The organism is Halalkalibacter sp. APA_J-10(15), assembly GCF_023017105.1.
In the GTDB taxonomy this organism is placed as follows: Bacteria; Bacillota; Bacilli; order Bacillales; family Bacillaceae_D; genus Halalkalibacter.
This window is the reverse complement of record NZ_JALKEV010000004.1, coordinates 1-19,338: the sequence shown is the minus strand read 5'-3', so window position 1 is coordinate 19,338 and position 19,338 is coordinate 1. Positions and strand designations below refer to the sequence as shown.

The window sequence follows — 19,338 nt, the reverse complement described above, 5'->3', positions numbered from 1 at the left end:
GAGGGAGGAATAGAAGATGACTGTAACCGTAGAAGAAACAAGAAAAGCGAAACGCGTGATTACAAAAAAACCAGAACTTTTAGCACCTGCTGGTGATTTAGAAAAGCTAAAGGTTGCTGTTCATTATGGAGCAGATGCGGTATTTATTGGCGGACAGGAATTTGGCTTACGTTCGAATGCCGGAAACTTCACGATCGATGAAATGCGTGAAGGGGTAGAGTTCGCTAATCGTTATGGAGCTAAAATTTACGTAACAACGAATATTTTTGCACACAATGAAAATATCGATGGCCTTGAGGAGTATTTACAAAGCCTTCAGGAAGTTGGAATAACGGGCATCATTGTGGCTGATCCTCTCATTATTGAAACGTGTAAAAAAGTCGCTCCAAAGGTAGAGGTGCATTTAAGCACACAACAATCTTTGTCGAACTGGTTAGCGGTGAAGTATTGGAAGGAAGAAGGACTTCATCGTGTTGTTTTAGCAAGAGAGGTAGGCCTTGAGGAAATGCTTGAAATGAAAAAGCATGTCGATATTGAAATAGAAGCATTTGTTCACGGAGCGATGTGTATCGCTTATTCTGGTCGCTGTGTATTAAGTAATCATATGACAGCACGCGATTCTAATCGTGGAGGCTGTTGCCAATCGTGTCGCTGGGATTATGATTTATTTGAATTGAACGAGAATGGTGATCAAGCGCTCTTTAATGAGCAGGATCCTCAATATACGATGAGCCCGAAAGATTTAAATTTATTACAATCAATTCCGAAAGTGATCGAAGCAGGAATTGATAGCCTTAAGGTCGAAGGTAGAATGAAGTCCATTCACTACGTAGCGACAGTAACGAGTGTGTATCGAAAAGTAATCGACGCTTATTGTGAGGACCCAGACAACTTCAAGATTGAAAAAGCCTGGTTAGATGAATTAGATAAATGTGCAAATCGAGATTTTGCTCCACAGTTTTTTGAAGGAACACCGACATTCGAAGAACAAATGTATGGAAATCATCCAAAACGTACGAATTTTGATTTTATCGGTTTTGTGCTTGATTATGACCCAAAAACGTCGATTGTGACAATGCAGCAGCGAAATCATTTCCGTCCAGGAGATGAAGTTGAATTTTTCGGACCGGAGATAGATAATTTTGTACAAACTATTGATACGATTTGGGATGAGGATGGTCACGAGTTAGATGCAGCACGACACCCACTACAAGTTGTTCGCTTTAAAGTGGATCAACCATTACATCCTATGAATATGATGCGTAAAGAGGTTCGAAAATGATCACTAAACCGATCATTATCGGGGTTGCGGGAGGAACAGGTTCGGGTAAAACAACAGTAGCTCATGAGATATATCGTCTTTTTAATAAGCAATCGATTGTATTAATTGAGCAAGATGCGTATTATAGAGATCAAAGTCATTTATCTTACGATGATCGACTGCAGACGAACTATGATCATCCACTTGCATTTGATACGGAGCTGTTGTTAGAGCATTTACATCGCTTACTCGAAAGAAAGACAGTGGCAAAGCCGGTTTATGATTATGTGAAGCATACACGATCCCATGATTTCATACCGATTTCAGCGAGGGATGTCATTATTTTAGAAGGAATTTTGATTTTAGAAGATAAACGGTTGCGGGATTTAATGGACATTAAAGTGTTTGTTGATGCAGACGCGGACATTCGGTTTATCCGTCGTCTCGTACGTGATGTTGACGATCGTGGACGGACAATTGATTCTGTAATTGAACAATATACGTCTGTTGTACGACCGATGCATTTACAATTTATTGAACCGACAAAGCGATATGCAGATATTATTGTTCCAGAAGGTGGTCAAAATCAGGTTGCTATCGATTTAATTGCAACAAAAATTCAGGCAATTATTGAAGGAAAAGCCATTTTGTAATAGGATAGAGTACATGTAAGGGATTTCATGAAATTTGTATATTGAACGATTCTCTTACATAAGTATGGTTGAACAGCCATTATGTTAATTTTATTTTTGAAGGATATTGAGGAGTGAACGACGTGGCAGAAGAAAAAAAGCATTATATGACAATGGATGGTAAGAAAAAATTAGAAGAGGAACTCGAGTTTTTGAAAACTGAACGACGTAAGGAAGTCGTTGAACGTATAAAAATTGCTCGGAGCTTCGGTGATCTCTCGGAAAACTCTGAATATGATTCTGCGAAGGAAGAACAGGCTTTCGTTGAGGGGCGTATTGCTCAGCTAGAAAAGATGATTCGTAATGCTGTGATGATTGAAGATGAAGAAGGGGATGAAAATGTTGTTACTCTAGGAAAGGTTGTAACGATCGTTGAATTACCAGATGGTGACGAAGAAGAATATGCAATCGTCGGTAGCGCGGAATCAGACCCTGCAGAAGGAAAAATCTCCAATGATTCACCAATGGCTCAAAGTTTGCTGGGTAAGCATGTGAATGATCATGTGACTGTGAATACACCAGGTGGTGAAATGGAAGTTAAAATAGTCGATATTCGTTAAATAGGAAGGAGTTTCAGCAGAGAGGTGTACGTTCTCTGTTTGAAACTCTTTTTTAAATAAACGAGTATATTCGCAACGGATAATGAAATATCGGATTTGATACGTTAAGGATATCAGATTATATTAAACCGTTATAGCGACTCGATATGACGCTTTTAGAAAAAGACAGTTAGAAGGTTATCAAAACAAGTTAAAAACCAAACTTTTCAGTGCCCATCCGTTAGCGCTATTCTTCTTAAAAAAAATAGTTAAATCAGTGCATTTACAAAGTGTGTACTTGTTGTCATACTTATTAGCGAACGTATTGCTGCAAGATAAAGGAGTGGTAGTATGAGGTCGTATCGTTATGAAGAAAGAAGAAAGAAACGGATAAATATAATATATAACATTGCAATTGTCATTGTCATGGTGCTAATCGCCTTTTTTGCTTTACAAATCTTTAATCAAGATGACAGTGAGGTTGTAAATGAACCAGAGCCGATTGAAGATGAAGAAAATGAACAAGATGATCAAGATCCAACTGTTCCAGATCCTGCGTTTCCTGAGGAGCAAGAGGAGCCTTCTGTCGATCCGGTTGTTCCGGAAGAGTCTCAGCCAGAGAATGAAGGAGTATTTGATGATGAAGAAGGAATAGAAGTGGATGTCGATGAAGGATCTCCTCGTCCAGATGAGGATGAGTGGGAGCCGATTGGGACGACACAATCAGAATTAAGGCTTGAATTCGGTGAAGGGACGACTAATCGCCAAGAAATGGATCGTGCTCTTAGTTATGCATCAGGGTTAAGTCTAGAGGAAATGACCGTTTGGCGAATTGAAAATGCCGGGGACCAACGGAGTGTAAGAGGTGTTGTAAGTAACTATGAAAATAGCGAAACACCGTATGAAATATTCTTGGAGTGGCAAGATGGTGAAGGTTGGTTACCAGTTCAATTAAATCAATTAGAGCACAACCCATATACAAGAAATTAAAAACGAATGCCTCCTACTATTTATTTACCTCTGTAGGTGGCTTCATATAGTTAACATGAGGGGAAGTAAAACGATATGAGAATTGGAATTATTGGCGCGATGGATGAAGAAGTAGAGCTATTAAAAGAGAGCTTAAGTAAGCGTAAAGATCAGACAATCGCTAGGTGTGAATATCATCAAGGATTCATTGGCAATCAAGAGATCATTCTATTAAAATCAGGAATTGGTAAAGTAAATGCAGCAATAGGAACGACATTGTTAATTCAATTATTCAAACCTGATGTGATCATTAATACGGGGTCAGCAGGTGGTTTTGATGAATCATTAAAAGTAGGAGATATCGTTATTTCAACTGAAGTTCGATATAATGATGTGGATGCTACTGTTTTTGGTTATGAGTTTGGACAAGTGCCAGCCATGCCAGCCTTTTATTCACCTGATCAGCATTTAGTTGAAATGGCTGAAAAAGCTGCAGAAAAGGTTGGAATCCATTCAAAGACAGGACTTGTTCTCTCTGGTGATTCCTTTATGAGTGAGCACGATCGTGTCCAAGAGCTAAAGCAACGATTTAATCAGCCTTCATGCTCAGAAATGGAAGCTGGATCGATTGCTCAAGTGTGTCACCAATTTGAAATACCTTTTGTTATCATCCGAGCATTATCTGATATTGCGGGGCAGGATGCCAAAGTGTCATACGAACAATTTTTGAAAAAAGCTTCTGTCAATTCAGCTAAGCAAGTACTACTAATGGTTGAATTGCTTCAATCATAAACGTAATTGGCTAAAATCTCCTTGATTGTCGATCATTACATCATCTTAGTCTCTTAAAATGATGTTAGAATGATAATAATGAGGAGGGAATCGGATGACGGATAAGAAGATGAATGAGCAGTTAACAAAGATTGCAGATTTCAAACAATATAGTTTTATTTTACTTTCATTAAGTGCGTTTTTATCAATTGGCTTACTGATTCCATCAGCTCCAATTACAGAGTGGCAAGTTCCAGCGGTTATAGCTGTTTTTGTCTTATTAATAGCGGCAATTTCTTGCCATCGTTATGCCATGAAGACATCAAAGCGTTTACACGAAGAGGACAATAAATAACGATAGAGAACGACAGTTAATGATAAAAATATGATACATGATGTGGGCTTAATGAGGAGCAAGACAATTCTTCATTAAGCTTTTTTGTATGAAGATTTCTTCATTTTCTGATAGAATAGAAAGATCAAAATATTGGAATGGAGATTACATATGAATGAGACAAAACGACCTCTAGTGCTAGTAGCTATTATGCTGGCGATGTTTATGGCAGCTGTGGAAGCGACAATTATAGCAACAGCCATGCCGAGGATTGTGGCAGATTTAGGCGGTTTTGCCTTGTTTAGCTGGGTGTTTTCAGCTTACTTACTCATGCAAGTTGTGACGATTCCTTTATATGGTAAGCTAGCTGATATATATGGTCGTAAGCTCATATTTTCAATCGGAATTATTCTTTTCTTAATCGGTTCGATTTTATGTGGTTTTTCATGGTCGATGGAAATGCTCATCCTATCACGATTTATTCAAGGAATAGGTGCAGGAGCGGTACAACCTATTGCGACAACAATTGTAGGCGACATGTATACGAAGGAAGAACGTGCGAAAATTCAAGGGTATTTATCTAGTGTATGGGGTATTTCAGCGATACTAGGTCCGTTGTTAGGAGCGTTTTTTGTTGAATATGTTAATTGGTCATGGGTGTTTTGGGTAAATGTCCCTTTTGGTATCTTCTCGGTATTGATCGTCTGTTTGTTTTTAAACGAAAAGGTAGAACAAAAGCAACAAAGGCTTGATTATGGAGGAGCGCTTCTGTTATTTGTAACAATGACAACGATGATGTTTGTCTTTTTACAGCTCGATGGAGATTCCTTCCTACCGTGGATGCAGCTGTTATTTTTATTTGTATGTTCGATTATAGGACTAATTTGGTTTATTTACCACGAGAAAAAGACGATAGCGCCGATGGTCAATTTCTCATTATGGAAAAGGAAAGAAATATTTTATGCCAATTTAGCCTCCCTAACGACAGGAGCGATGCTATTAACGGTATCGACCTTTTTGCCGACATATGTTCAAGCAATATTAGAACAAAGTCCCCTCATTGCTGGGTTAACGTTAACGGCAATGTCAATTGGCTGGCCTATTTCAGCAATGATTGCTGGAAAGATGATACTTAAGGTAGGTTTTCGTCTAACTGCTCTCATTGGAGGGGGTGGGTTATTCGTAGGGTCGATTTGCTATTTGACGTTATCCTCAATTGCATATCCATTATGGGCAGCACTAGGCTCCTTTTTCATCGGAGTCGGCATGGGCTTTTCAACGACCACATTTATTGTTTCTATTCAATCAGCGGTTGATTGGAAATCTCGTGGAGAAGTAACAGCGATGAATATGTTTATGCGACAGTTAGGAGGTGTAATAGGGGTTGCATTATTTGGTGGCCTTTTAAATCGTTATTTGCGTACATATTTTGAAAACGTTGACGATAAAGTTGCATTTGAACCAACAATTGATGAGGTTAATCGGATTTTGGATGAAACAGAACGAGTAGCATTAACTAATGATGAGCAACTTTTATTGCAAGAAGGTTTGTCAGGAGGGTTAAGCTACATATTCATAGCACTACTCGTATTAGCGATTGTCACGTTCTTGCTTATTTTACAATTACCTAAAGATGGAAAAAGCAAAGAAGCTGGGAACTGATCTAGCGATATTTAAAGTAGGGTGCTAGATCGATTATGGTTTAGTAATGTCGATAAAATGTTTTAAAATGCGTGCAGTTAGTCCCCAAATGGTGTATGTTTCATAGTAATAAAAATACTGCTCTATCGTGTGACGCTGATGTTGAACATGTTTATATCGGCTGTTTGTCTCAGGCTCAATGATGAATCGCATTGGATGCTGCTCTGGTGGTTGAAGATAAAAGTGACGAAGTGGGACCGTAAATAAATGATCGACCTCAGCAGGGCTCGCTTTAATCTCTGTAAATGGATAAGTAACCTGAGCAACAAAGGGATAAATAATCCCTTTAAAAGGCGTAATGAGTATATCTAAATCAGCCAGTAATTGTATATGCTTGCTTTGAATTTGTAACTCTTCTGTTAATTCTCTAAGAGCAGCATCACGAGGGCTTGCGTCTTGTTTATCGATTTTTCCTCCTGGAAAACAAATATCTCCAGGCTGTGATCGTAATTCATAGGATCGGACCTCAAATAATACAGAGAGTTCTCCATCGATATCGATGAGGGGTAGGATAACGGCAGAGTTTTTCATTTGATCTTGTCCGATAATGTTTACTTGACGTTTACTAAGTTGTTTCTCAATCTTTCTTATCATATGCATCAACTGTATTCCCTCCTATATCATAATGTACACGAAATTCAGAAAAAGAGAAATAAAGAAGTGTACTGAAAAAAGTTTGGTTTTTTACTTTTTACTTTTTTTGGTGCCCTTTAATAAAGGACTTCTATGAGAAAAAACGTTACGAAAAAAGTAATATGAAGGTTTTCTGTTAGAAGATCTAACAAAAACACTGTATTTTTGCTATTCGTAGGTTAAAGTATACACATGAAGGGTCATTGACCTAGCTTCAAAAATGTTCTCTCTACTCTTCCCTATTGTCGGGCAGTTCCTTTACTTGGAACTGCCTCTTTTTTTGTTAAGCAGTACATATAAAAAAGATTATGTTGCAAAAATGGGTCTATTCATCGAAAATAAAGTTATGAACTGACATATACTAAGATAAAGAATGTGGAAAAGGAAGATAAGGGGAAGAGTCTGATGAATGTCCAGCAGAAAGAAGACGAAATGTTAAATTTATTGGAGAAGCTAGTGAACATTGATAGCGGATCACATGATAAAGAAGGTGTAGATCAAATAGGGAGGGAGCTAGCTCCTTATTTTACACAGTTGGGTTTTGAATTAGAGGTGAAGGAGCAAGAGGAAGTAGGTGATCATTTAGTTTATCGATTTGGATCGACTCAACCTTCTATTTTAATTGTGGCTCATATGGATACGGTATTTGAAAGAGGAACATCTGTAAAAAGGCCCTTTTCCATTGAAGGTAGACGAGCGTATGGTCCTGGAGTAATCGATATGAAGGCTAGTTTAGTATCGGTAATTTATGCGCTGTCATATTTAAAGGAGAGCGGCTCATCTGCATATGAGCATGTTCAAATCTTACTTACAAGTGATGAAGAAATAGGATCTCCTACATCTCGTTCTCTAATCGAGAAGGAGGCTAAAGGAAAACGATATGCACTTGTGATGGAGCCTGCTCGTAGGGATGGATCTGTTGTTACGGGGCGAAGAGGTAATGGACGCTTTGTGATTGAAGTATCCGGACGTGCAGCGCATTCTGGTATTGAACCTGAAAAGGGAAGAAGTGCGATAGAGGAATTAGCACATAAAATTGTAAAGTTACATGATTTAAACGACCATGAACGTGGGATTTCAGTTAATGTTGGTATTATTGCCGGTGGAAATGCGGTTAATACGATTTCTGATACAGCTATTGGTCACATTGATGTCCGTGTTGCTACTATAGAGCAGGCTAAAGAGATGGAATTGAAAATTGAACAGCTTTGTGCGACGTCTGATGTACAAGGTACAAATATTGAACTTACTGGCGATATGAGTCGACCACCAATGGTTAAAAATAAACAAATTAATGAGCTGTATCGAGTTGTAAAGAAAGTAGGAGCGGAATTAGGGTTGTCAATCAAAGATACAAAAACAGGTGGTGGATCAGATGCATCGTTTACGGCGGCAATGGGTATTCCAACCATTGATGGACTTGGGCCTATTGGCGGATATGCTCATAGTGAAAAGGAATACTTAGACGTGGATTCACTAACTGAGAGGACTTTATTATTAGCTAAAATTATTGAAAAGCTTGCCAAACCTAATGAAAATAGCAAAAAAGAAGTAAGTTGATTGAAGTCTAATGGCTGCTGTAAAGGCTATTAGACTTTTTAATGATTCCCCCGTAATGATTTATTTTCAGAAGTGATTGTTAAATTATCAAACTATGCGATAATAAGTATAGAGACCTATTATTAAAGTTCTAGGGGGAGATAACATGGCACGTTCATTATTTAAAAGAAAAATGAAGCAACCAGAGGAAGAAGCACAACATTTTCAAGGGGTCTTATCTATTGATAAGAACTCAGAATATGCCAAGCAATTAGAAATGATAGGCTTAAATGAAAGTGAACTCGGATTTATTCAGTCATTGAAGCCTTATGTGATAGAACAAATAGACGATGTTATTGAACGATTTTATCAAGTGTTAACTGCGGAAAATCAGCTAAAATCCATTATTAATGACCACAGTTCTGTAGAAAGATTAAAACGAACTTTGTCAACACATATTGTGGAAATGTTTAGTGGTGAAATAACGGATACATACATTAAAAAGCGAATCAAGGTTGCTGAAATACATGTGAAAATTGGCCTACCTACAAAGTGGTATGTCTTATCGTTTCAAGTACTCTTTCAAGCATTTTCAACGATTTTTCAACAAACAATTAAGGATCAAGACGCATTTGTACGAGCATTGAATGTAACAAATAAATTACTGAATCTAGAACAACAGCTTGTATTAGAAGCGTATGAACTTGAAAATGAGCGACTTAATCAAGAACATGAGGAGCAAAAGAATCAGTTTGCTGAAGTAGTTAAAACAGCCTCCGAAGAATTAGCAACGATTTCACAAGAAACGAGTGCATCGATGCAATCGTTGAATGATCAGGCTAAGTTTATTGAAACCAAATCAATTGAAAATTTACGTTATGCAGCAGAAGCAGAGCAAGTATCTTATAATGGAAAAGAACAAGTTGATGAGCAACGTACGATTATTGGCAATATCCAAGAAACGGTTCAAGGGATTGTTGTCGAGTCTCAAGAATTACGCCAAACGTCGAGCGACATTACGCAAATTATTTCATTAATAACCGATATTGCCGATCAGACGAATTTACTAGCTCTAAATGCAGCAATTGAAGCAGCTAGAGCAGGTGAGCAAGGGCGAGGATTTGCAGTTGTTTCGGAAGAAGTACGTAAGCTAGCAGATCAAACTAAACAATCGGTTTCCAGTATTTCAACGTTAATTGAAAAAACAAATGACCAGATGAATCGTGTATTAAATTCAGTTGAGGAAGTCGATCTTCAAATTGCTGATAGTGTAACATATGTAAGTGATACAGCAGCCTTTTTTGAAAAGATCATTGATGCAATGGGACTCAGTAAAAAACAAACGAATGAAGTGAAGGAAGAGTTGCTCAAATTTGTGCAAACATTAGAGGGTGTTGCGGCAGCTTCTGATCAAGTATCAGTTGCATCAGACCAATTGACGCATTCAACTTCGAATTTATAAGGGTGTTAAAAGTCAGGAGCGTATCCCTGGCTTTTTTTAATTTGAAGGAATAGCTGTGATTTCAAGATGCCTTGGAAAGGAGTCACCTCAAAGATCAGAATGAAACCTTTGAGGTGACTACAGTTTATTGGATTGTTACATGATCTAAGTAAATGGCAGTTTGACCACTGCTATTTGAAGCCCCAATAAATTCAACGCCAATTTCTTTTACGTCATTTAGGTTTGGAATTGCTGAAAGAGGTAAAGAGACAGTCGTACTATTTGCTGAGTTTACAGGGACAGGATCGCCATTAAACCAGCTATAGTTTGAGCCTGTTTTCACGTACAATCTTGCCGTTAAATTTCCAACATTCCCCCAATGTGCATGGCGAACAGTGGCTTGTAAAGTAGAGTAGTCTGATAAATTCTTGTTTCCGACTTTTGCTAATTCATGCTTCGAGTTAGATGATAAGAAAATATCGGCTTTTAATGAATGGTTACCATTCGCACTCCATTCATTCGTTGTCCAAGGTCCTCCTAGAAGTGAAGAACCTGACCAACCTTGAGTGCCATATTCAAAATCATATAGGATAGTTTCATTACCGTTATGAGGAGGGGGCTCTCCATTGTTTGGAGGGGTATGGAAAATCGAGCTTGGAATGGATGTTTCGAGTAATCCATTAGGTCCGTAGACAATGGTATGTCCCCAAGAAGTTAAGCTTGTTCCTTGCCAATCATAAGATAAATCTAGATATTCCCACTGAGGCGAATTTCCTTTCCAAGACCAAGCTAGCCAACCGACGCCTCTTTGTTGCGAGTAGCTCAATATTGTTGCTTCATCAACATCTCCGTCCGTGTGCATATGCCCAAATTCACCTATTACAAGAGCTAACCCTTGATCGACGACACCATCGATATTAGACTGTATCATTGAAGCATTCCCGCCAGCATATTCATACATATGGATCGAAAACATTGTATTTGCTAGAGGGTCAGCATTAAAAACTTCTTTACCATAATCATGAATCGATTGAGGGTATTGTCCCCAACCAGCTGCATCTACCATTAATGTATGAGTGAAGCCAGCATTTCGTAAACGTGGAATAACCTCCTTGTAGCCATTTGCCCAACCTTGTCCGTCCCACGCTCCATACCATTCGTTGGCAATGTTAATAATGACGCGATCTTCTTTTCCAATTAGAGCGTCTTTCATTTCAATCCAATAATCGACAGCGCGATTTAAGTCAGCCATTGAATTAGATCCTGTTGCATCGTGTACCTCAACAACAGTAATCATCTCATGTTCCTCTGCTAAATCGAGCACTTGATTTAATGTACTTATATCATCTTTTGCCCATTGACCACCATCTGATAGGACAATACGAATTGTATTTGCTCCTTGATTAGCAATAGCTGGTATAGCGACGCTAGAATCTTGTTTAAACCAGGCATGTCCATGATTGATTCCTCTCATTACAAAGGGTTCTCCGTTGGCGTCATAAAGGGTTGAACCTTCGATATAGAAGCCAGAATGTGTTTGACTATGACCATCAGTGATAAAAATAAAAAAACTGAATAGAAGACAAGAAATAACAATTAGCTTACCCAAAATTCTCATTTCAATTACCTCCTCATTTTTTATACAAACTTGTTTTGATTACGATTGAGGTAACGTTACCGTAGTACAACCCTCCTTTCTCTTTATTTGTAAACGCTTACTATTAAGTTAAAATACTTAACCGATAAGTTCAACTATTTTATATAAAACAGTTATTTTTTACTAGTTTTCACTTGTTGAATAATCTGTAATGCCTATTAATATTGAAAAATAAACGTTTGTTAAAAGATTTGTAAAACCTATGCGCCATTAATGATAAGAGATAAGAAACAAAAAAGATTATCGTTAAGTTTATAATTGTGAATGATCTTTTATAAAAGTTACAAGCTAATTCCTATATGTACAGACACGGATGAGCCCAACTTTTCATAAGGATACAGTAAAGAAATTGGGAGGTGGGTTCATGTCCACGATTTTAGCGTCGATCACGTATTTTGTGAAAGAGCTCGTATTTTTCGTTTCTTTTGTGAAGAATAACGCTTTTCCACAACCATTAAATAAAGAAGATGAAAAAAAATACTTAAGAAGAATGCAGCAAGGGGATGAGGAAGCTAGAAACTTATTAATTGAGCATAATCTTCGGTTAGTTGCACATATTGTCAAAAAATTTGAAAATACACGAGAGGATACAGAAGATTTAATTTCCATTGGAACGATAGGGTTAATTAAAGCGATTGAAAGTTATTCCGAGGATAAAGGGACGAAATTGGCAACATACGCAGCCAGATGTATAGAAAATGAAATTCTTATGCACTTAAGAGCGTTAAAGAAGGTAAAGAAAGATGTATCCTTACATGATCCGATTGGTACTGATAAGGAAGGGAATGAAATCACCCTCATCGATGTTCTACAGGAGGATGCCGATGATATCGTCGATATTATCCAAACAAAGATGGAAAAAAGTCAAATTTATACGTATATTCATGTGTTAGATGATCGTGAAAAAGAAGTCATTATCGGGAGGTTTGGGTTAAATCTAGAGGAAGAACGAACACAACGAGAAATTGCTAAGGAGCTTGGTATATCAAGAAGTTATGTTTCAAGAATAGAGAAAAGAGCATTAATGAAGCTGTTTCATGAATTTTATAAAAGTAGTAAGGAGAAGTCATAAATAGCAAACACCTTCATCCTCAAAATGAAGGCGGGTTTTGGAGGTACGAAACTTCCAACGTACTCAAGGTATCATTGTGGATGGGATAGTTGGTATTCAAACATGGAACCAGCTGTTTGTATGTAAGCGCATCAAAGAGTCCTCATCTTAGTCATAGGTGGGGACTATTTGCTGCTCAATTTAAGGGGAAACATGAATATTTTCTTGAGTATTTGCAGAAATCATTTGGATAGCGAAGAGGTTGGGACAGTTGGCATGATAAAACGACACATTTAGCGACATTAAAAACATTGCTTCATTCATACCCGGCTGAGAACAAAAATGGGATTTTTTAAGAAAGTTTATTTCAGTAATAAGTTCTGTTCTCAGTGAAACTGTGCAATAAATAACAAAAGAGTCCCTCACATTTGAAGCAACTCTTTATCCGTATTTGAATTTTACTCTTCAGTATAAATTTGAAAGGTCACTCCGAACTTGTCAGTTACATCACCAAAACCAGGGCTGAAAGGCTCTTCTCTAAACGGCATATTGACATGTCCGTTTTGCTGTAAGGCTTCAAAATATCGTTTTGATTCTTCTACGTTGTTAGTTGAAATGCAAATGGTTATCTGTTTACCCTTTGGGATAGTCGAATCATCTGGAGCATCGGAAAACATGAGTTCCGATTCACCAACTTGTAACTTTGCGTGTGCCACAAGGTGCTTTAGGTCTTCATTGAATGTATTAGGCATTTCCGGCATCTCTCCGTAAGTAATGATAGAGAGAATTTTGGCATCAAGTGCTTGTTCATAAAACTGTATAGCTTCTCTTGCGTTTCCTTCCATATTTAAGTAAGGGATAAGTCTTGCTGTCATCAATAGTCAACTCCTTCTTTTATTATATTTTGATTGTAGCATTAAGATAATGCTTTGATTTCTTTTCGATTGCTATCTTGATATTGTTTGACAGTATTGTTGATCAATGAATGCACAGTGATACCATACGGTTGAAAGAAATTGTTTATATGAAAAAGGGGGGAATAAATCTTGGAGAAATGAAAGTTATTTGAAGACAAAGGATTGCAGGGTGTACACGCATTTCAAATTTGCGAGTGTGATGCAATGGCAAATTATTCATTGGAAGAAGCAACGATATGGTACAAAGAATTTAATGGCATACCAGAAGAAGATTTATATTGTGATGATGAATTGAACTTTATCATTATCTACATCCTCTCCTTTTTGTCCATACTAACATAATTTAATTCTAGAGGGATTTGTATTGGTGAGACTGTTGAGTGTTATAAAGGTGGAGGTGTGCATAATAGACAAACTCAGAGCTAATATACATTGAGTATCCCCTACTCACAATTTGTAAATTAACAAGAAGATTTAGAATAATTAGGGATTACATCAAATAACTGGAATTAAATAGGTATGCAATTAGTTGAATTGATTATACTTAATTCTGAGGTGATAGTATGTGTGGTCGATTTACACTAACTGCTGATAAAGAGGAGATTGAAAAGCATCTGCAAGTTGATCTTTTCCATTATACTCCTAGGTACAATATCGCACCAAGTCAACCTGTTTTGAGTATCATTTCGAATGGTGAGCAGAAAAAAGCTGGTTACTTAAGGTGGGGGCTTGTACCAAGTTGGGCTAAAGATCCCAAGATAGGTTATAAAATGATTAATGCCCGTGGAGAAACCATCCATGAGAAGTCTGCTTTTAAACGTTTATTCGAGCGTCGACGCTGTTTAATTGTTGCGGATGGTTTCTATGAATGGAAGCGTACAGAGCAAGGGAAGAAACCTTATCGCATAACTGTTCATGAGGGTATTTTTACGTTTGCTGGTCTATGGGATCGGTGGATAGATGCGAAGAAAGGCAGCGAATTAACGACTTGTACGATTATAACAACAGAACCAAATAAACGAATAAGTGACATTCATGATCGCATGCCTGTTATTCTTCATAGAAGAGATTGGGACAGGTGGCTTGATAAAACGACACATTTAGCGACATTAAAAACATTGCTTCATTCATACCCAGCTGAGGAGATGGATGCTTACGAGGTTTCAACAATAGTCAATAGTCCGAAGAATGAATCTGTAGATTGTATCCAATCATTAACATAAATAAGAAAAGGAGATACGTTTGTAACTGTATCTTCCTTTCATATTTTATAGCCTTATTTTGTAAGAGTAAATCAAGGGTATTGGTTAGATTAACTAGTTTATTACATAGTAGACTTTGTTTTCACTTTTTGAGACATTGTGAATGAGAAGGAGTTAACAAGATGTGTCAATCATGGCGAACATCTAATTATTGGAGAATTTTAGCCCTCATTCGAAAAAACTAATTTCCTGCCAACTCGCTCCTATTCGGAGCGTGTGGTGGTTCTTCCATCCATCCCCGGTCTATTAAAATGTCTGTACCATCCTTTCCGTACTGCAAGATTTCAGGAATTAGTTTTGAATATTCAGTAGCGAGGTCTATCCGAGCTGATGTACCTAATGCATGACCAATATAGGTTATTCCATGGGTATTGAGCATAATTACAAGGTTCATGATAAGCTTTTCTGAAAAAGGAGAAGAAGTAGAGGTTGAAACCTCAGAGTTAATCATTATAGTTCCAAGCAGATCTTCATTGATTAAGGTGTGGTTTAGGAAATCAATTTGTCTCAGAGCTAACTCTTTTCCTTTTGTTAAAAATTTTTGGATTTGTTCATCTTTCACGACTTGAATAAAACCAGTGAGTAAGATTAAAGCAAAATAGTTTCTTTCAATATTATAAAACATTTCAGTTAGTTCAAGAACATTTAGTGGGCGTTTCTTTTCGAGCCATTTAGATAAAAAAGTTTCCTTTTCTTTAACAAATTCAACTTTATCAGGATATGGGATCATTGTTGGGCGATCGTATATCCCTTTTGAAAGCATAAGCTTTACTGATGTATTATAAAGATCCAATGTAGTGGTCAAACACTTAGAGAAAAAAGTCCGTATATCTTCACGGGCAACGTTAGATAATAGCATACCATAGTTCATCAAACCCATACGACTCATTCCGTATGTGTAACTCACAGGAAATAAATCAAAAAACAAAGGTGGTGCTGAAAGATTCAAATCTTCATCGGAAAATCCCTTTGGAATAGGGATATTCTCTTTTTCAAAAATGCTCTTTATTTCTTCAATATGTGCTTTTGATAAATCTAAGGTTAGTTTAATTAAGGGTTTAACATCTTCGTTATTCGAATGGTGTAAGAAATGCTTTGTGAGACAGATAGATAGAGTATCGTTGATATAGGTAGCCCATAACCCTGCAATTTCTGTTGATGATAAACCTACAGTATGTTTTGTATCCATTAAATATCTCCTTTTTTGAATTTTTTCTATTTTAAGTATGCTCATGGCTAAATTATTTATTCTTTCTATTTGTATTTGTGTAGAATTAGAGAAGAAACGTTTACTGTAAATGTATGTTGCGCATTAAATATAAGTATGAAGTCTTTATACGTAATTCTTTTTTAATGGCATAGTCATCTAAAAAGAATACAGTATGTTAAATTGATTTCTAATTAAAATTTTTAGTAAAGGAGGCTTCAATAAAAAAATTGTTAAGTGCGTATAATTTTGCCCTTCTAAATCGTTATACATAATGAATAAAAAAGAAGGAGGCTATTATGACTACTTCACGTAATCAAATGATTTCAATTTATGATAAATCTCGAGAGCTTAAAGCAGAGTTTAACCAGTTAGTTGATGAATTGTCAGAAGGTTTGTGGAGGTATTGTCGTTATTTAACTGGCTCACCTTGGGATGGAGAAGATTTGTATCAAGAAACGATGGTAAAGGCGTTTGGTAGTATATATCAACGATGGCATTCAACAAACCCAAAATCGTATCTATACAGAATAGCGACTAATACATGGATTGATCACTGTCGCAAAGAAAAAAGAATAATTGGTAGTATCGAGGAAGAAGAAGTGCTTGCAGAAGAAACTACTGATGGTTTAGAGGTAGAGGAAGCTCTTAAACATCTAATAAGCCTTTTTACTCCTAGACAATCTGCTGTCTTTCTACTTATGGAGGTATTTTCCTTTACAGCTAAAGAAGTAGCCGGTATTGTTCGGACCACTCCAGGTGCTGTTTATGCAACAGTACAACGCATGAGGAAGAAATTGAATGATCAACCACCTAAAATAAATTCAGAGTCTAATTCTACATTAAAATCAATAAAAAGTGAGCATTCTATTATTAAAAAATACTTAAATGCATTGAATAGTGGCGATCTTGAAGGGGTATTGTCTATTTTTAGTGACGATGCTTATAATGAAGCGTCATTAGGTTTCCAAGAGTTTTCTAAGGATGAAATGCGTTCAGGCTCTATGCGGTTCGGTTTACCTGGTTTACGAGCTGAAAAATACAATCTTTGGGGAAGAAATGTCATTGTTGTATTTTTTGACGGAGAACAAGGTGCAGAAGTTCACGATATTCAGTATCAAGAAATTGAAAATGGGAAAATTGTTTATCATCGTAGTTATTATTTTAGGAAGGAATTTATGTTTGCTGCCTCTGAAGAGTTAGGTTATCCGGTACAAATGGATAAACCTGTTGTTGATTGGAAATAGGGATAGAAAAGATGATCTTACTTATGGTAAAGAAAAAGTCCTTTATGATATAAGCGTCAAATAGTCCTCACCTTAGTCATAGGTGGGGACTATTTAATGCTCACTTTAACTGACTATTTTTCTTGAGTCTTTGTAGAATTCATCTAGATAGTTTGTGGGCACGAAGTTTTAAATCTTATTAAGCGAGAACTGTTAGCTTTAGATTAGCAGTCAAATAGAAAAGGTGAAACTTATGCAACTGCATCTTCTTTTCATATTCTAAAGCCTTATTTTGCATGAGTAAATCAAGGTTAGATTAACTAGTTTATTACATAGTAGACTAAATACTGCGCAGTTACAATGAAGGGGGCTGACACATGAGAAGGGTTGTAAACAATGGTGATACGAGCTCTTATGTTAAAGAGCTCGTATCAAGAAAGAGTCTAGTAATATGGTTTAACGAAAGCTGAGCCGACAATAATCAATAAAATAAACAATACAACGATTAACGCAAACTTATTGTCTTTTTTGTGACCATAATCACTCATGATGTTTCACCTCCATATTTACAGGAATAATATATTTTATGTTTTTTCTTAAAAAATGTTTGTACGAACTATATATGAAATATAAAAAACACTTCGTATTAAAGAAGAGGTATACGTATTGCGCGAAGCGAAAACAAAATATGTAGATCGAATTCTAATGTCGCGTGGTACATAACGACAACACAGATTGCAAAGGACTAAGATGGAAGATTAATGAAGGGGAAAGTTTTTAATGGAATTATTAAACGAGTATCAAGGTATTATTGGTGACTTAGGTGGTGTGGCTTAAACATTGATTTTAATCCATTTCCCTTAAAAATTCAGGACATATAAATAACTATAATAGGTTCCACAATGACTAACTTTAAAGAAGAGGAGTGGGTCATGCCCAATAGAAGCGAGCCAAGCTGTTTATTCTTTAGCTTGGCTCGTTTTGACCTGAATGTTAAATGACTTCGCCGCCATTAACATGTAGCACTTGCCCGGTGACGTAAGTGGAATCGTCGGACGCTAAGTATACATAGGTTGGAGCAAGCTCTACAGGCTGTCCTGGACGTTTTAAAGGGGTGTCAGTTCCGAAAGCGGATACTTGCTCGGCCGGAAAGGAAGCAGGTATGAGAGGCGTCCAGATCGGTCCAGGAGCGACAGCATTGACTCGTATTCCTTTAGATGCGAGGTTTTGAGATAATCCTCTTGTCAAAGAAACCATGGCTCCTTTAGTAGCTGTATAATCCATTAAGACGGGATTACCTTTAAAAGCTACGATAGAAGCTGTATTAATAATGGAGCTACCTTTTTTCAGATGTGACATTGCGGCTTTAATAAGATGAAAGCAAGAGAAGATATTCGTTTTAAAGGTTCGTTCTAACTGAGCGGTAGAAATGTTTTCAATCTTCTCTTGATAATGTTGCTCTGCTGCATTGTTAATCAGAACATCTAGCTGTCCGAATGTGTTAATGGTCTGTTCAATGATTTCTTGACAGAAGGTTTCTTCACCAATATCACCTGCTATAAGCAGACAAGAAGAGCCATATTTTTCAATTTCTTGTTTTGTTATTCTAGCATCTTCATGCTCATTTAAATAAGTAATGACTAGCTTAGCGCCTTCTTTTGCTAACGCGATGGATGCAGCTCTTCCAATTCCGCTATCTCCACCAGTTATAATGATCACTTTTCCATTCAGTTTACCACTGCCCTTATAATTTGGATCATCATAGATTGGTAAAGGGTTCATTTCATATTCAAAGCCCGGTTGTTGAGATTGAACTTGTTTCGGTTGACCGTTAGTTTGGATGGAATCAAGTTTCATCGAGTAACCTCCTTAGTAAAAATATAACCAATCGTTTTATGTATAGTTCCACATTTGAAAAAATGTAAACATAGAAATTGGAAATAATAATTTTAAAAACGAAGATACACTCTTGATAAAACAAACTTGATATAGCTCGAATGTTTATTTATAAGACGAATTGTAATATTAAGTGCGACACCTAAAAAGAAAAACAAAAAGCCCATGAATCTTCGTGTAAAATGAAGTTACCACACAACCCTTACACGGAGGTTTATCATGAGCTATTCCCATCTTACCAC

At 36.9% G+C, this 19,338-nt stretch carries 20 protein-coding genes; 14 read left to right on the top strand and 6 right to left on the bottom strand.

What is annotated here, in order from left to right; translation table 11 throughout:
* Window positions 1–16: 16 nt before the first annotated feature.
* The 7 genes from MW695_RS05970 (at window position 17) to MW695_RS05940 (ending at window position 6,228) form a co-directional block, all read left to right on the top strand.
* Window positions 17–1,282 (top strand): peptidase U32 family protein, encoded by a 1,266-nt coding sequence (locus tag MW695_RS05970; RefSeq protein WP_247104191.1) that lies wholly within the window; start codon window positions 17–19, stop codon window positions 1,280–1,282.
* Window positions 1,279–1,914 (top strand): uridine kinase, encoded by a 636-nt coding sequence (gene udk / locus MW695_RS05965; RefSeq protein ID WP_247104190.1) that lies wholly within the window; start codon window positions 1,279–1,281, stop codon window positions 1,912–1,914. Before MW695_RS05970 ends, udk begins: the two co-directional genes overlap by 4 nt.
* 122 nt (window positions 1,915–2,036) lie before the next feature.
* Entirely contained in the window at window positions 2,037–2,513 is a 477-nt protein-coding gene (greA, locus tag MW695_RS05960) for a transcription elongation factor GreA (RefSeq protein WP_247104188.1), read from the top strand.
* Window positions 2,514–2,843: 330 nt separating this feature from the next.
* Complete coding sequence (locus tag MW695_RS05955; protein WP_247104186.1) at window positions 2,844–3,482, top strand: YrrS family protein; 639 nt, start codon at window positions 2,844–2,846, stop codon at window positions 3,480–3,482.
* A gap of 75 nt (window positions 3,483–3,557) precedes the next feature.
* The gene (mtnN, locus tag MW695_RS05950; RefSeq protein WP_247104185.1) at window positions 3,558–4,253 is read left to right on the top strand and encodes a 5'-methylthioadenosine/S-adenosylhomocysteine nucleosidase; all 696 of its coding nucleotides are present in this window, start codon (window positions 3,558–3,560) and stop codon (window positions 4,251–4,253) included.
* 94 nt (window positions 4,254–4,347) lie between these two features.
* Window positions 4,348–4,587 carry a YrhC family protein gene (locus MW695_RS05945; protein WP_247104183.1) on the top strand — a complete coding sequence of 80 codons (240 nt, stop codon included), beginning with the start codon at window positions 4,348–4,350 and terminating at the stop codon, window positions 4,585–4,587.
* A 150-nt stretch (window positions 4,588–4,737) separates the two neighbouring features.
* Window positions 4,738–6,228 carry an MDR family MFS transporter gene (locus MW695_RS05940; RefSeq protein ID WP_247104181.1) on the top strand — a complete coding sequence of 497 codons (1,491 nt, stop codon included), beginning with the start codon at window positions 4,738–4,740 and terminating at the stop codon, window positions 6,226–6,228.
* A gap of 33 nt (window positions 6,229–6,261) precedes the next feature.
* Here the strand turns inward: MW695_RS05940 and MW695_RS05935 are convergent, their stop codons facing one another.
* Window positions 6,262–6,867: an NUDIX hydrolase gene (locus MW695_RS05935; protein WP_247104501.1), complete on the bottom strand. Its 606-nt coding sequence runs from the start codon at window positions 6,865–6,867 to the stop codon at window positions 6,262–6,264.
* Window positions 6,868–7,305: 438 nt separating this feature from the next.
* Between MW695_RS05935 and MW695_RS05930 the strand changes: the two genes are divergently transcribed.
* Together MW695_RS05930 and MW695_RS05925 are read left to right on the top strand one after the other, a co-directional pair.
* Window positions 7,306–8,460, top strand: a complete 1,155-nt coding sequence (locus tag MW695_RS05930; protein ID WP_247104178.1) for a M20 family metallopeptidase — start codon at window positions 7,306–7,308, stop codon at window positions 8,458–8,460.
* Window positions 8,461–8,605: 145 nt separating this feature from the next.
* Window positions 8,606–9,901 (top strand): globin-coupled sensor protein, encoded by a 1,296-nt coding sequence (locus tag MW695_RS05925; RefSeq protein ID WP_247104176.1) that lies wholly within the window; start codon window positions 8,606–8,608, stop codon window positions 9,899–9,901.
* A 124-nt stretch (window positions 9,902–10,025) separates the two neighbouring features.
* Here the strand turns inward: MW695_RS05925 and MW695_RS05920 are convergent, their stop codons facing one another.
* Window positions 10,026–11,498 carry a glycoside hydrolase family 5 protein gene (locus tag MW695_RS05920; RefSeq protein WP_247104174.1) on the bottom strand — a complete coding sequence of 491 codons (1,473 nt, stop codon included), beginning with the start codon at window positions 11,496–11,498 and terminating at the stop codon, window positions 10,026–10,028.
* 403 nt (window positions 11,499–11,901) lie between these two features.
* Here MW695_RS05920 and sigK point away from each other — a divergent pair, with 403 nt between their 5' ends.
* The gene (gene sigK, locus MW695_RS05915) at window positions 11,902–12,609 is read left to right on the top strand and encodes an RNA polymerase sporulation sigma factor SigK (RefSeq protein WP_247104172.1); all 708 of its coding nucleotides are present in this window, start codon (window positions 11,902–11,904) and stop codon (window positions 12,607–12,609) included.
* Between the two features lie 37 nt (window positions 12,610–12,646).
* Window positions 12,647–12,760: a peptidoglycan-binding domain-containing protein gene (locus MW695_RS23075; protein WP_368859654.1), complete on the top strand. Its 114-nt coding sequence runs from the start codon at window positions 12,647–12,649 to the stop codon at window positions 12,758–12,760.
* A 286-nt stretch (window positions 12,761–13,046) separates the two neighbouring features.
* On the opposite strand, the gene MW695_RS05910 is transcribed toward MW695_RS23075, so the two are convergent.
* Complete coding sequence (locus tag MW695_RS05910) at window positions 13,047–13,463, bottom strand: VOC family protein (protein WP_247104171.1); 417 nt, start codon at window positions 13,461–13,463, stop codon at window positions 13,047–13,049.
* 246 nt (window positions 13,464–13,709) lie between these two features.
* Here MW695_RS05910 and MW695_RS05905 point away from each other — a divergent pair, with 246 nt between their 5' ends.
* Window positions 13,710–13,847 carry a hypothetical protein gene (locus MW695_RS05905; protein WP_247104169.1) on the top strand — a complete coding sequence of 46 codons (138 nt, stop codon included), beginning with the start codon at window positions 13,710–13,712 and terminating at the stop codon, window positions 13,845–13,847.
* A gap of 221 nt (window positions 13,848–14,068) precedes the next feature.
* Entirely contained in the window at window positions 14,069–14,728 is a 660-nt protein-coding gene (locus tag MW695_RS05900; RefSeq protein WP_247104167.1) for an SOS response-associated peptidase, read from the top strand.
* A 220-nt stretch (window positions 14,729–14,948) separates the two neighbouring features.
* Here MW695_RS05900 and MW695_RS05895 read toward each other — a convergent pair whose 3' ends face one another.
* Window positions 14,949–15,956, bottom strand: a complete 1,008-nt coding sequence (locus MW695_RS05895) for a DUF3231 family protein (protein ID WP_247104165.1) — start codon at window positions 15,954–15,956, stop codon at window positions 14,949–14,951.
* A gap of 317 nt (window positions 15,957–16,273) precedes the next feature.
* Between MW695_RS05895 and MW695_RS05890 the strand changes: the two genes are divergently transcribed.
* Complete coding sequence (locus MW695_RS05890; protein WP_247104163.1) at window positions 16,274–17,221, top strand: sigma-70 family RNA polymerase sigma factor; 948 nt, start codon at window positions 16,274–16,276, stop codon at window positions 17,219–17,221.
* Between the two features lie 422 nt (window positions 17,222–17,643).
* Here the strand turns inward: MW695_RS05890 and MW695_RS05885 are convergent, their stop codons facing one another.
* Both MW695_RS05885 and MW695_RS05880 read right to left on the bottom strand, forming a co-directional pair.
* Complete coding sequence (locus MW695_RS05885; protein ID WP_247104162.1) at window positions 17,644–17,748, bottom strand: YjcZ family sporulation protein; 105 nt, start codon at window positions 17,746–17,748, stop codon at window positions 17,644–17,646.
* Between the two features lie 445 nt (window positions 17,749–18,193).
* Complete coding sequence (locus tag MW695_RS05880) at window positions 18,194–19,057, bottom strand: SDR family oxidoreductase (RefSeq protein WP_247104161.1); 864 nt, start codon at window positions 19,055–19,057, stop codon at window positions 18,194–18,196.
* Window positions 19,058–19,338: the final 281 nt, after the last annotated feature.

What these genes read in the sequence shown, in the direction of transcription:
- udk (WP_247104190.1), top strand. Translation starts at nt 1,279, where the DNA reads ATGATCACTAAACCGATCATTATCGGGGTTGCGGGAGGAACAGGTTCG.
- MW695_RS05900 (WP_247104167.1), top strand. Translation starts at nt 14,069, where the DNA reads ATGTGTGGTCGATTTACACTAACTGCTGATAAAGAGGAGATTGAAAAG.
- MW695_RS05940 (WP_247104181.1), top strand. Translation starts at nt 4,738, where the DNA reads ATGAATGAGACAAAACGACCTCTAGTGCTAGTAGCTATTATGCTGGCG.
- MW695_RS05925 (WP_247104176.1), top strand. Translation starts at nt 8,606, where the DNA reads ATGGCACGTTCATTATTTAAAAGAAAAATGAAGCAACCAGAGGAAGAA.
- MW695_RS05890 (WP_247104163.1), top strand. Translation starts at nt 16,274, where the DNA reads ATGACTACTTCACGTAATCAAATGATTTCAATTTATGATAAATCTCGA.
- MW695_RS05905 (WP_247104169.1), top strand. Translation starts at nt 13,710, where the DNA reads ATGGCAAATTATTCATTGGAAGAAGCAACGATATGGTACAAAGAATTT.
- MW695_RS05885 (WP_247104162.1), bottom strand. Translation starts at nt 17,748, where the DNA reads ATGAGTGATTATGGTCACAAAAAAGACAATAAGTTTGCGTTAATCGTT.
- MW695_RS05920 (WP_247104174.1), bottom strand. Translation starts at nt 11,498, where the DNA reads ATGAGAATTTTGGGTAAGCTAATTGTTATTTCTTGTCTTCTATTCAGT.
- mtnN (WP_247104185.1), top strand. Translation starts at nt 3,558, where the DNA reads ATGAGAATTGGAATTATTGGCGCGATGGATGAAGAAGTAGAGCTATTA.
- MW695_RS05895 (WP_247104165.1), bottom strand. Translation starts at nt 15,956, where the DNA reads ATGGATACAAAACATACTGTAGGTTTATCATCAACAGAAATTGCAGGG.
- MW695_RS05970 (WP_247104191.1), top strand. Translation starts at nt 17, where the DNA reads ATGACTGTAACCGTAGAAGAAACAAGAAAAGCGAAACGCGTGATTACA.
- MW695_RS05935 (WP_247104501.1), bottom strand. Translation starts at nt 6,867, where the DNA reads ATGCATATGATAAGAAAGATTGAGAAACAACTTAGTAAACGTCAAGTA.
- sigK (WP_247104172.1), top strand. Translation starts at nt 11,902, where the DNA reads ATGTCCACGATTTTAGCGTCGATCACGTATTTTGTGAAAGAGCTCGTA.
- MW695_RS05910 (WP_247104171.1), bottom strand. Translation starts at nt 13,463, where the DNA reads ATGACAGCAAGACTTATCCCTTACTTAAATATGGAAGGAAACGCAAGA.
- MW695_RS05945 (WP_247104183.1), top strand. Translation starts at nt 4,348, where the DNA reads ATGACGGATAAGAAGATGAATGAGCAGTTAACAAAGATTGCAGATTTC.
- MW695_RS05955 (WP_247104186.1), top strand. Translation starts at nt 2,844, where the DNA reads ATGAGGTCGTATCGTTATGAAGAAAGAAGAAAGAAACGGATAAATATA.
- MW695_RS05930 (WP_247104178.1), top strand. Translation starts at nt 7,306, where the DNA reads ATGAATGTCCAGCAGAAAGAAGACGAAATGTTAAATTTATTGGAGAAG.
- MW695_RS05880 (WP_247104161.1), bottom strand. Translation starts at nt 19,057, where the DNA reads ATGAAACTTGATTCCATCCAAACTAACGGTCAACCGAAACAAGTTCAA.